General features: G+C 57.3%; 9 protein-coding genes. All 9 read right to left on the bottom strand.

Annotation, left to right across the window (positions count from 1 at the left end; translation table 11 throughout):
* Positions 1-20 precede the first annotated feature (20 nt).
* The 9 genes from DQG13_RS10320 to rnz all read right to left on the bottom strand — a co-directional run bounded on the left by DQG13_RS10320 (position 21) and on the right by rnz (position 11,932).
* On the bottom strand, positions 21-1,694 hold the full coding sequence (locus DQG13_RS10320) for a serine/threonine-protein kinase (RefSeq protein WP_113019671.1): 1,674 nt from the start codon (positions 1,692-1,694) through the stop codon (positions 21-23).
* 449 nt (positions 1,695-2,143) lie between these two features.
* The gene (locus DQG13_RS10315; RefSeq protein WP_113019670.1) at positions 2,144-2,914 is read right to left on the bottom strand and encodes an ABC transporter ATP-binding protein; all 771 of its coding nucleotides are present in this window, start codon (positions 2,912-2,914) and stop codon (positions 2,144-2,146) included.
* A gap of 55 nt (positions 2,915-2,969) precedes the next feature.
* Positions 2,970-3,308 (bottom strand): cyclic-phosphate processing receiver domain-containing protein, encoded by a 339-nt coding sequence (locus DQG13_RS10310; RefSeq protein ID WP_113019669.1) that lies wholly within the window; start codon positions 3,306-3,308, stop codon positions 2,970-2,972.
* On the bottom strand, positions 3,305-4,150 hold the full coding sequence (locus DQG13_RS10305; protein WP_113019668.1) for a deoxyribonuclease IV: 846 nt from the start codon (positions 4,148-4,150) through the stop codon (positions 3,305-3,307). The genes DQG13_RS10310 and DQG13_RS10305 overlap by 4 nt, the downstream gene beginning before the upstream one ends.
* 18 nt (positions 4,151-4,168) lie before the next feature.
* Positions 4,169-4,978 carry an Fpg/Nei family DNA glycosylase gene (locus DQG13_RS10300; RefSeq protein WP_113019667.1) on the bottom strand — a complete coding sequence of 270 codons (810 nt, stop codon included), beginning with the start codon at positions 4,976-4,978 and terminating at the stop codon, positions 4,169-4,171.
* A 91-nt stretch (positions 4,979-5,069) separates the two neighbouring features.
* A complete protein-coding gene (locus DQG13_RS10295) occupies positions 5,070-6,626 on the bottom strand; it encodes a ribonuclease H-like domain-containing protein (RefSeq protein ID WP_113019666.1) in 1,557 nt (518 codons plus the stop codon).
* Complete coding sequence (locus DQG13_RS10290; RefSeq protein WP_113019665.1) at positions 6,623-8,932, bottom strand: DEAD/DEAH box helicase; 2,310 nt, start codon at positions 8,930-8,932, stop codon at positions 6,623-6,625. Before DQG13_RS10290 ends, DQG13_RS10295 begins: the two co-directional genes overlap by 4 nt.
* A gap of 357 nt (positions 8,933-9,289) precedes the next feature.
* Positions 9,290-10,576: a UDP-N-acetylglucosamine 1-carboxyvinyltransferase gene (gene murA / locus DQG13_RS10285; RefSeq protein ID WP_113019664.1), complete on the bottom strand. Its 1,287-nt coding sequence runs from the start codon at positions 10,574-10,576 to the stop codon at positions 9,290-9,292.
* Between the two features lie 417 nt (positions 10,577-10,993).
* A complete protein-coding gene (gene rnz / locus DQG13_RS10280; protein WP_113019663.1) occupies positions 10,994-11,932 on the bottom strand; it encodes a ribonuclease Z in 939 nt (312 codons plus the stop codon).
* Between the last annotated feature and the right edge of the window lie 10 nt (positions 11,933-11,942).

The following is an 11,942-nucleotide window of genomic DNA, read 5'->3' as shown; positions in this document are numbered from 1 at the left end:
TCCAAATGCTTTCGTAAAGCTCAATCCTGCTTGCCTGCCGTGCGGAGCCGCCGCCAAATAGACCTCCGCTGGCCGGAATGGCCGCACTTGGCCAGAATCATGCTGATGACCGGCTCCAGAGCAGTCCTTAAAAGCGGGTGAACGGCAGGCTGATCCGCCAGCAGCTTGCCTTGCCAAAGGGCGGATAATACCGCCGAGGACGGAATTTCGGGAATCTGGCAGAAGGGGCGCTCAGGCAGCGACTCCAGCCATTCCTGCTTTCCCTTAAAGCCCACCGCTTTGTTGGCGATAATCTCAATCCGCCGGTTTTTCTGCTTCAGCTTGCCCAACCGGCCCCAATTGCGCGCGGCCTCCCCTCTGCTCAAATGCAAGGGAGACGGATCGCATACCAGCAGAATCAGATCGGCCTCCGCCAGCAGCTCTTCATGAGCCGGGTTTGTCCATGCTGATCCAATATCCATAATGGCCGCCGGCCGGATGATTCGCCCCAAAAGCTGCTTAGCGCAAGCGGAATCCCATTTTTCCAGACCGCGGTTAGGGGCAAGCGGCACCCATTCCGTATGTCCGCTCACCCATTCTTTGCCCGGCTCCCCGCCACCGGGACGCAGACAAACCGATTCCGTCCAGTAGCGGTATCCCTTGGGCGCATGTTGATCTCCCAGCAGGATATGGTACAGATCGGGGGTTGTCCCAGGCAGCTCTAACAGCGTATGGGGCAAAGCCAGAGCATGGAGGCACCGGGCCAGGGCGATGGCGGTAAAAGTAGCGCCGCTGCCGCCCGTCAATCCGCCCACCACAATCCGCATTTGGGGCGAAGAGGGATTGCGGGCATTCTTGGCGTGGGTTGTCCCTGCCACCGGGGTTCGCTTATGTGCGGCTGCTGCCTGTTCGTGGGGCAGCAAGGCGGCACGAAGCGCGGCCTCCGCTTCTTCGGCCCGCTGAAACCGCCTGGACGGTTCCTCCTCCAGCAGCTTGGCAATAACCGCCTGTGCTTCCGGCGGAACCTCTTCCGGCAAAGCGCCCCGTTCCCCATCCGGCAATTGCCTGTTCCCTCCCGCCAGCAGAAAATGGAGCACCGCCCCCAGCGCATACAAATCGGTCCGGGCATCTGTCTGGCGGCCCAGCAGCTGTTCGGGGGAGGCGAAGCCCAGGGTTCCCAGGCGGACTGTGTCCGCATTCGCCCCCTGGTGGTAATGCCGGGCTGTGCCGAAATCAATAAGCCGGACCCGGCCGTTCTCATCCAGCATCACATTGGACGGCTTCAAGTCCCGGTGAATGATGGGAACCGGCCGCCCCTCGTGCAAATAGGCCAGCACCTGGCATAGCTCGATGCCAATGCCGCCCGCTTTTGCCCAGCTTATGGGCCCCTTCTCCCGGAGCACCTGCAGCAGCGTGTGGCCCTGGATAAATTCCATCACCAGGTAGCATACGCCGTGGGCATTGGCCGGGATAAAGTCCGTCACCGCAGCCAGTCCGGGATGGCTGCATTCTGCCAACACCCGGGCTTCCTTCGCCAGCAGCTCCCGTTGGGCGGGGCCCGGCTTCAGCTCCTTGATAGCCCATTTTTTGCCGGGCAATCGTTCGTCTTCAGCCAGAAACACCCGTCCCATGCCGCCTTGCCCCAGCAGCCCAAGAATCCGGTAGCGGTTCTCCAGCAGCCTTCCGGGCTGCAAAAAATCGCAGGCTTCCCTCACAGCACCACTCCTTAAAAATGGTAATGGTCCTGATTATAGCGTCACATGGGGCAAATTGGCAATTGGTTTTTTGCGGCCGACTGCTGGGCCAGTGTTAACGGAATGTGGACTGCCGGGCCTAGTGGAACGCCGATTGCTAAGCCCCGCGCACTTGCGGAACTGAGAGACTCTTATGCACCTCACATCCAATAGTTGCACATTTTAACGGAACTGAACAGCTCTTACGGGACTATCGACAGCCATTTTGCAGGAAATTCGGGCTTTAGCACACTTTAAGGACCGTTCAGTTCCGCTACCACAAACTTTCCTCCAATTTCCGCCAATAAGCGCCGCTGAGTTCCGCTATCGTCGGGGGCTGAATCTTGTTAATGCAATATATAGTTTATATCATTAATTATAAACTCAATAAAAGGCCTGCAGCCGACATCCGCCCACTGCAAGCCCCCAGATTATAATGCCTTTACCCACGGCCGCCCATGGCTCCACTCAATGTCCACATCCAGATCGTACGCCCGCTTCAATAATTGCGGCGTCAGCACCTCTTTTTTGGGCCCCGCGGCAACCAGTTGGCCGTTTTCAATCAGCGCTACGTGGGTAAATGCGGGAATGATCTCCTCCAAATGGTGGGTGACGTATACCATCATCCGCGACTCTCCGGCCGCCCCCAGTTCGCCGATATCCTGCAGCAGCTTTTCCCGCTCATACAGGTCCAGACCCGAACACATCTCATCCATAACCAAAAGCGCCGGATTGGCCATCAGCGCCCTGGCCAGCACAACCTTTTTCCGCTCGCCTTGAGACAGGGTACCGAAGGGCTGGTCTTTCAGATGATGCAGCCGCACCTGCCGGAGAAGCCCCTCCGCTTTTTCGATAACCGCCGGGTCAATGGTTTGGTAAAAGCGCAAAAACGCGTATTCCCCCGTAGCCACCACTTCCCATACCGGGTCCTTCAGGGCCAAACGCTCAATCAGGGACTGGCTGATGTAGCCGATTTCCTTCCGCACCTCGCGGATGTCCACCTGCCCATAACGGTGGCCCAGCACCTGAACCTTGCCCGAGCTGGGAAATTGATATCCCGTCATCAGCTCCAGCAGCGTGGTTTTGCCTGAGCCGTTGCGGCCAAGAATAACCCAATGCTGCCCTTTTTCCATCGTAAGATTAATGTTGTCCAGTATGGTCCGTTGGTTGCGGATAAATTTGATATCTTCCATCCTGATCATGGTTGTTCTCCTCTCTATCTATCTCTCTCCAAACTTGATTCCTACCGCCCCCGCCCTACCCGCACTCCCCGGCGATCCGGCGGAGCAGCTCCTCCGGAACCGGTCCGGTATGAATCCGCGTCCCCTCCGGGCGGAAAGGATAAAGCGCCTGAAACATTTGCGATCGGGCAACCATGTTGGAGGAGTGCAGGTAGATTTCCCGAGGGAACAAGGACCGCCGCACAATCTCCTTGGCTACCTCCAGCCCACTCGGCTGATCGAACCCCATATCATGGTCCAGGGACAGCAGGTCCACCTCCTCCAGCTCCAATAACAACAGGCATTCCTCTGCCGTGCGGGCAAGGGTGAAGCCTTGAGGCCTGGGCCGGGCATCGTCCATAAATACATGGATCATGGAGCATCTCCTTCCATCATCAATTGCTTGACCAAGGCCAGCTCCTCCCGGTGTGTGCCGTCAAGCCCGGGCTCCGTTTCCAAAACCGCAGGCAGGTCCCGCTCCCCCAAATAGGAGAAGAACGAGCGGAACTCCTCCACACCGATATGGCCGCTGCCAATGGGAGCATGCCGGTCCTTGCCTGACCCGGACGGATAGCGGGAATCATTGAGATGAACGGCCTTCAATTCTGCAAAATAACCCAACGCTTCCCCTTTTGCCGTCCAATCCTGCATATGTCCCGGCCTCCACACTCCGCTGGCGAACAAATGGCAGGTGTCCAGACAAAACCCGATTTTATCCGGATAATCGGAGAGCCTGCGGATTTGGCATAGCTCCTCCAGGGTGGTACCCATGCTGCCGCCTTCTCCCGCCAAATTTTCCAGCAGAAACAGCGTATTCCCTTCCCATCGGGACAAAACCTCATTTATACATTGTAGTATATTTTGATAGTCTTGTAACGGATTAATCTGCTTGCCCTTGCCAAAGTGGACGATAATCCCCAAGCTGCCGCAATCCTCCGCAATCTCCAAATCATTGCGCAAGGAACGTACAGTCAAATCGCGCAGCTCTCCGGGCGGCACCGCCAGATTGACCGGGTAAGGGGTGTGGGCAATGGAAACAAGGCCAAATTCCCGGCAAAATGCCGCGCACGCGGCAGCATCCCTGCGGTCCCAGCTTTTCAGGACAAGGCTGCGGGGATTTTTGGGGAAATACTGAAAGGACTGCGCCCCCAGAGAGACGGCAGTCCTGGCGGCCTGCAGATAGCCGCGGCGGATACTGATATGGCAGCCGATACGCATGGCGTTCCTCCCGTTTCCTTAATGCTGGCAGCCCGGACAGGAAAATGATTTCTTCGAGGCAAAATCCACTCGCGCAATCGCCGTTCCGCACCTGACACAAGGCTCGCCTTCCCGGTCGTACACCCGGCAAAGCGGGTCAAAGCCCCCTGTCAGCGTATCGCCCTTGAACAAAGGAATATCCATATAACCGCCATGGGAGGCGGCTTCGGACAACGTTGACCGCATGGCCTGAAACAGCCGGACAAGCTCTTCCTCGGATAGACTGTCCAGCTTGCGCTGAGGCAAAATCCCCGCCGTGAAGCAAATTTCATCCGAATAGCAGTTGCCGATTCCCGAAAGTACGGATTGGTCCACAAGAGCGGTTTTCAGATAACCCCGCTTTTGGCCAAAAAGACCGATAAACTCCCGTTCCGTAAACGCCGGATCAAACGGCTCGGGGCCCAGCTTCCGCAGCAAACGGACAGCCTCCTCCTCCTGATGCAGATGAAGATAACCCAGCCGCAGTCCGATAAAATAGAGACGGTCACCGCCAAAAGCCAGCTCCACCTGAACCGTCCGGTTGGGACGTTCCTCGGGAGTGCCCCATACCATCGCTCCGCCCAGCATAAGGTGAAGCAGCAGCACCCGATTTTGCTCCATATGAAAAAGAAGATGCTTGGCCCGCCGGGAAATTCCCTGCACCCGCACCCCCAGCACAGCCGCGGTAAAATCCGCCGCCGGCACATTAATGGACTTCTCCCTTTCAATCTGCACGCCGGTTACGGCTTTTCCCGCAAGCCGCGGAATCAATAGTTGTCGATAGGTTTCCATCTCGGGCAGCTCAGGCATGGTTTAACCTCCGTGGTGGGATGTTTTTCCATTAGCATGCGCCACACCGCAGAGTTTATTCTCTTATGCACAAAATCGGGCCCCCGCCCGATTACGCTTCCGCCTGCTCTTCTTGAGCGTACCGGCCTGCAGCGTCGCCCGCTGACCGCTGGAGCTTCTTCTTCAGACGCTCCGTACGCTTCAGCAGCTCCTTGGCCATTTCTCCCGCCTTATCCGGCTTGCCGGCCTTATCGGCTGCTCCTGCCAGCTCCAGAAGCTCCTCCTCCAAGGGCACAGCGCCTGTTTTTCTCCTGGAGGGTTTGCCCCTTCCGGAAGCGCGCCTTGAGGCGGCTTGCAAGAGACGATGCCTTTCCTCGGCCCATTGCAGCGCCTCGTCGGCATACATCAGGGCATCCTCGTAGCTTTTTTGGCGGTGCTCGCAGTACATCGCCATCTCGATATACGGAATAAGGGACGGTCCCAGGGAAGACGGGGCTTCCTTGCCGGAGGCAATGGCTTTGCACCACAGAGCGGTGGCCTGCTCCCATTGTCCGCATTGTTTGTAATAAGCCGCCAGAGGAGTGGCCAGGTACTGGTAGGCTGCGCTTTTTTCCCCGTCCTGAAGGACACAGCGATAAAGATGGTCCATGGTCACGGCAGACAGCCCCGAGCGCCCCATCCGGGAAAGCCAAAGACCGTAACGGAACTGCTCCTCCGGCACCCGGCTTAAGCTGTTATACTCCCCCTGCAGCGCCTTGGCGAACAGGACAGCCAGACCGGCCAGCGACAGAATATCCAATCCGTTATGAAAAAAAACAGGAGCAATCGAGTCGGGTTTCTTTTCCGCCAGGTACAAAAAATAGAGCGCCGGCGCCATCGAGCCGGGCACATCATCCTCCCGCACAAAATCCAGCTGCGTCTCCTCCACCTTCCCCAGCTTGCAGGAGGGCAGGGTATGCCGCCACAGACTGCGGGAGGCATAGAGGAAATCCAGATGAAAGGGCTCGGGCTCCGGACCGCGCATCCGGTGCATGACGAAGCGGGTTTGCAAAAGCGGCCAGTCAAAGGACTTGCCGTTGTAGGAAACCATAAACCGGAACCGCTCCAGCATGGTTTTCAAGTAGCTGAGCATGGCCAGCTCCTCTGCCGGATTGCGGATGAACAGCTGTTCCACCATAAAGGTTCCGCTTTGCCAATAGCCCAATCCCACCATAAACGCCACATTGCCTGCGCCGTGGCCCAATCCCGTTGTCTCCGTATCGAAGAAGACCAGCTCCTCTGCCGTAACAGGCGCACTCTCCCCATCCTGGGCAAAAGCCAGCAATTCCCCGGCATGACGGTACAAATCAGCCAGCCTGCAGGAGCCGTGTATATAATCCGCAGAGTAGCTGAGCTTGCGGCGGATAAAGTCTCCCTCTTCCGTGTGGACCAGCGCGGCATCCAGCCGGTCCCATTGCGCTCCCAAAGACTCCTCCCATTCCCGGCGAGACTCCTCTGCCGGCAGCAGCGCCGAAGCCTCCCTTCCGGCAGCAGACACCGGCACAGGCTCCGCCGAAGCCTCTGACGGCTCCCCATGCTCCGCCCCGGCAGAAGAATCCTTTGCCGAATCAGATGCCGCTTCCGCATTTTGACCAACATAACGGCGCAGCCGGTCCTTTAATCCGCTCATGCGCTTCCTTCTTCCCCCTTCTCATGGGAATCCAAAAGATGGCCCAACAGCTCCCCTGCCAATTGTTTGCCCAACAAACCTACCTCCTCAATCGGCCCCACACAGGCCGGGCAGCCGCTCATGCAGCCGCAGCGCTGGATGGTGTCTCTGGCCTGGCGCAGCAGCTGTCCGTGCACCTCGTAGAGCCGCTCGCTTAACCCGATGCCTCCGGGATAACGGTCATACAGGAAAATGGTGGGCTGCTTGTTGTGGACGGCCCGCACCTGGGGCACCACCCGAATATCCGAGGGATCGCACATCAGATAAAGCGGCGCCAGCGAAACCAGGATGTTCGCCACTCCCAGCAGCGCAAACTGCAGATCATTGGCATTTCTCCCCTGCAAAATCTCCTCATCCACCGAAAACCAGTAGGAGTTGGTATGCAGCTCCTCCTCCGGCAGATGGATCGGACCCGAACCGATATTCTCATGAGTGCGGAGCTTGATTTTCTTGAAAATCGTGGCCTTGGCGTTGACGGTGACCTCTCCGAACTGGCGGACCAGCCCCTCCGCCCGCTCCTCCTTATGGACCTGGAGCACCTTCAGCTGCACAGCCAGATTGGCATCGGTGAAATAATCCACACTGACCTCGCGCACGTAAGCCTTCTTTTCCTCGTAATCCAGCTTCTCCACCTGATACTGGACTCCCTCGTGGATATAGATGGCCTCCTCGTGAAGCAGGGTCATGGCCCCGAACCGGTCCATCTCCCCAATCACCTTGCTGCCGCTGGTTATGTCAATAATGACCACGTTCTCCTGAGCCGCCGACCGCAGGGAAATGTCATGAGCCGGGAAGGATTGCTCCATCCAGTACCACCGCCGGTCCACCTTATGCAGAATGCGCTCCTCCACCAGAAACTCCAGAATATCCGCCAGAGCTTCCTCCCCGAAGCATTCCCCCTCCTCAAACGGGAGCTCATACGCCGCACATTTAATGTGGTCAACTAAAATTACCAGATTATCCGGGGAGATCAAGGCCCGCTCCGGCGGCCTTTCAAAAAAGTACCGGGGATTGTCGATGATGTATTGATCCAGCGGATTGCTGCTGGCCACGAGAACAGTAACGGAGCTCTCCTGCCTGCGCCCCGCCCGGCCGGATTGCTGCCAGGTGCTGGCGATGGTTCCCGGGTAGCCGTTCATCACGCAGGCCTGCAGCTGCCCGATATCAATCCCCAGCTCCAGGGCGTTGGTGCTGACCACGCCGCGGATTTCCCCGTTGCGCAAGCCCCGCTCAATCTCTCTGCGCTGTTTGGGCAAATAGCCCCCACGATAGCCCCGGATAGTCTTGGCTCCCAGCTCATGGGCCACCAAATCCTGAAGGTAGGTGAGCAGAATTTCCACCCGGACCCGGCTCCTGGCAAACACAATGGTTTGCACGCCATGCTTCAGAAGCGCTGCGGCAATTTTTTGGGTTTCCAGCACACTGCTCCGGCGGATGCCCAACTGCTGGTTCACCACCGGGGGATTGTAAAACACAAAATGCTTCTCCCCTGCCGGGGCCCCGTTATTGTCTATAAGCGCCATGCTTTCGCCGATCAGCCGCTCCGCATGTTCCTTCGGGTTCTCAATGGTGGCCGAAGCGCAGATAAACTGCGGCCTTGAGCCGTAAAAGCGGCAAATTCGCTTGAGCCGCCGGATCACATTGGCCACGTGGCTGCCGAAAACTCCCCGGTAAGAATGGACCTCATCGATGACCACATAGTTCAGATTCTCGAAGAGCTTGACCCACTTGGTATGGTGAGGCAAAATCGCCGAATGCAGCATATCCGGGTTGGTTACTACAATATGCCCCGCATTGCGGATCGCCGTCCGCGCCGCAGGAGAGGTGTCCCCGTCATAGGTGTGAGCCTTCAGGTCCACCTCCATGCTGTCTACCAGCCCCTTCAGCTCCGCCACCTGGTCCTGGGCTAACGCCTTCGTGGGAAACAGATACAGCGCCCGGGCGCTGTCGTCGGACAGAATCCGGTTTAATACCGGCAGATTGTAGCAAAAGGTTTTGCCGGAGGCGGTTGGCGTTACCGCCACTACATGCTGCCCGTCCAGCACGGCTTGGAAAGCATCCGCCTGATGGCGGTACAAGCCTGTAATCCCCCGCTCCTGCAAAGCCTGGCGCAACTTGGGATGAATCATCTCCGGGAAAGGCGCATACACCGCATCCCGGGGAGGGATGGTCCGCCAATGGGTAATATTGCGGGCAATTTCCGGCGTCCGCCGCAACAGCTCTATGGTTTCCTCAACGGATGAGGCTTTGCCTGTTAAAGGATTCATTATGATTGCACACCTTCCTCTCGCAGCCCAGTTCCTTGAACAAGCTGCACAGATGTTTCCATTGTACAGAATATACGTTCGGTCGGCAATCGGTTTTGTCATTTTTTCCTGCACGGGCCAACGCCAAATAGGCTCTTCCGCATAGGCCGATGCGCAAAAAAGAGCCTTGAATCGCCGAACTCTGATATTTCCGGACTACTTCAACCGGGATAAGCGCGAATGGGTAAGAGGCCTGTCAATTCCTGCGCTTGCCCGGGGAATAACAAAACCTTATTGCCCGTTGGAAGATGCAAATTGCCGCCCAAGCGGGATCATATAAAGGCCCTCCCGGAGTGCCGGGAAGGCCCGTAAAACCAATTATGCTCTGCCCACGGCAGCTTCTTCGGAAACGTTGCTCAGAAGCTCCACCCGAGCTCCCAAAGTCCGGAACATGCCGATCACATCGGCATATCCCCGCTCAATATGCTCCACTCCGGAGATAAACGTCTTCCCTTCCGCGCCAAGTCCGGCCAGAATCAGGCATGTGCCGGCCCGCACATCCGTGGCATGGACATGGCTGCCCGTCAAGGGCTGCCCGCCCTTAATAAAGGCGCTGCCCGACCGCACCTCGATCTGGGCGCCCATTCTGCGCAGCTGGGGCACGTGGCTGAAACGTTCGGGATAAATTTTCTCCGAAACGATGCTTCTTCCCTGGGCGAACAGCAGCAAGGACGTTAACGGCTGCTGCATATCCGTGGCGAACAAAGGATACATGCCGGTCCGCACCCGGGTAGCCTTCAGCAGCCCTCCGCCATAAGCGGTAATGCTGGAATCGCGGATCTCCAGCTCCAGCCCGATTTCCTTCAGCTTGGCCAGACAGGAGCTGAGATGCTCGGGGATAATATCCTCAACCGTAACCGCTCCGCCCGTAATGCCTGCGGCCATCAGAAATGCGCCGGCAATGAGGCGGTCCGGGATGACGGAATAAGTACAGCCGGAGAGCTCGCGCACGCCTTCAATGCGGATGCAATCTGTACCTGCTCCCACAATTTTGGCGCCCATCCGGTTCAGCAGGTTGGCGGTATCCACCACCTCGGGGTCCCGCGCGGCATTGTGCAGCTCCGTCCTTCCTTCGGCCAGCACCGCCGCCAGCATAGCGTTGATGGTGGCGCCGAAGGTGATGGTATCGAAAAAGATAGAGGCTCCCTTCAGCTTGGAGGCCCGCACAACATAATGATCCTCGTTAAATTCAAAGGTGGCGCCAAGCGCCTTCAAGGCCTTGATATGCTGGTCGATGGGACGGGAAACAAAGTTGTCCCCGCCCGGATACCCGATGGTGACGGTACCCGTTCTGGCCAGCAAAGCGCCGACAAAATAATAGGAAGCCCGGTAAGCCGAGGTTCCCTTCCGGTCCAAATCGGAATGGGAGAGACCGCTTGCATCTATGAAAATATCGCCGTTCTCCCGGCAATCCATACGGATGCCGATGGAGGCTGTAATGTTCTTGATCACTTGCATATCCAGCAAATAGGGGATTCCTTGCAGCACAACGGGTTCACCGGACATGCAGGCGGCTGCCAGCAAGGCCAAGGAGCTGTTTTTGGAACCCTGAATATGTACGGAACCGGACAACGGACGGTCGGATTCTACTTGTATCCATTTCATGTGTATGTTAACTCCTGCTCCAGAATAGGCCATTATATGTTTTCACATATTTATTTATAACTTTTCACAAGGGCTTCGTCAATGAGCAATAAGCCTATTTTTATGAAAAAGACAAGGATAGACGCCTGGCGGCATTGTTGGACGCGTTATGCATCTAGTTTGCCGGACCGTGGTTCCGTTATTTCGCAAAAATCCGCCCTTTTTTCTCCGGAGCGGACACAGGATTCGTTAAGCATGAAAAAACGAAGGGTCCCCATGCTTCTGGAGGGAAATAGCGGAACGTCTGTCCGTGAAAATCTTGAAACGAGCCAAATGAACAAAATAACGGATCGTCTGTCCGCGGCCAGCGGAACATCCGCATTGCGCATACAATGGAACATCCGCACCCCACAACCGCGGGAACAACGGCGCGGCATCTCACTCCATGGAAATCCGGTACGGAATCCGGTACGACCAGAAATCCTCGGCTACATAGGCGTTGGCGAAGATTTCGCGGGCCTCCTGCTGCAGCATTTCCGTCTCTTCCTCCCCGTAGCGGGAGCTGATGTGCGTCATGATGAGCACCTGAGCACCGGCCTGAAGCGCCGTTTGGGCAGCGTCCACCGTAGTCGAGTGATGAAAGCGCGCCGCCATGTCCGCCTTCGACCGGTCGAAGGTAGCTTCATGGACCACCACATCGGCATTTTTTGCCAATTCGACAGCCGATTCCGTTTTAAGCGTATCTCCCAAAATCGCCACAATCCGGCCGGGAACGGCAGGCCCCACCACATCTGCGCTACTGATGATCCTGCCATCCTCCAGGGTAACAGAACGGCCCTGCTTCAGAGCCCCGTACAACGGGCCGAAGGGAACGCCCAGCTCCTTCAGCCTGGCGGCGTCCAGCTTGCCTTCCTTATCCTTTTCCACAATGCGGTAGCCAAAGCTCTCGATCCGGTGATCCAAGCGCCTGGCTTCCACCCGGAACATGCCGTCTTCGGCAATGACGCCTTCCTCGACAATTTCCACAACGTCCAGCTCATAAGACAGCCTGGCCTGGCTTAAGGTCAGCGCCGTCTCCGTAAATTGCCGCAAACCTACGGGCCCATACAGCGTAAGCTTTCCTTCCCCTCCCTGGTAGGAGCGGCTGGTCAGAATGCCCGGCAAGCCGTACAGATGGTCGCCGTGCAGATGCGTAATGAAAATTCTGTCTGTCCGTCCCAGCCGCACCGGGGATTGCAGAATTTGCTGCTGGGTTCCCTCCCCGCAATCGAACAGCCAGAACCCGCCGGTTTCATCCAGCAGGTTCAGCGCGATGGAGGTTACATTGCGGCGCCGCGAGGGCATGCCTGCCCCGGTGCCCAAAAAAACCAATTCCATACCCGACAGC

It is taken from the genome of Paenibacillus sp. YN15, assembly GCF_003285005.1.
GTDB lineage: Bacteria > Bacillota > Bacilli > Paenibacillales > NBRC-103111 > Paenibacillus_AR.
Note: the sequence above shows the minus strand (reverse complement) of the source record. Positions and strands in the feature narration are given on the sequence as shown.

Coding starts and splice junctions, on each gene's coding strand:
- DQG13_RS10310 (WP_113019669.1), bottom strand. CDS start 3,308: ATGATCCATGTATTTATGGACGATGCCCGGCCCAGGCCTCAAGGCTTC.
- rnz (WP_113019663.1), bottom strand. CDS start 11,932: ATGGAATTGGTTTTTTTGGGCACCGGGGCAGGCATGCCCTCGCGGCGC.
- DQG13_RS10315 (WP_113019670.1), bottom strand. CDS start 2,914: ATGATCAGGATGGAAGATATCAAATTTATCCGCAACCAACGGACCATA.
- DQG13_RS10295 (WP_113019666.1), bottom strand. CDS start 6,626: ATGAGCGGATTAAAGGACCGGCTGCGCCGTTATGTTGGTCAAAATGCG.
- DQG13_RS10300 (WP_113019667.1), bottom strand. CDS start 4,978: ATGCCTGAGCTGCCCGAGATGGAAACCTATCGACAACTATTGATTCCG.
- DQG13_RS10305 (WP_113019668.1), bottom strand. CDS start 4,150: ATGCGTATCGGCTGCCATATCAGTATCCGCCGCGGCTATCTGCAGGCC.
- murA (WP_113019664.1), bottom strand. CDS start 10,576: ATGAAATGGATACAAGTAGAATCCGACCGTCCGTTGTCCGGTTCCGTA.
- DQG13_RS10290 (WP_113019665.1), bottom strand. CDS start 8,932: ATGAATCCTTTAACAGGCAAAGCCTCATCCGTTGAGGAAACCATAGAG.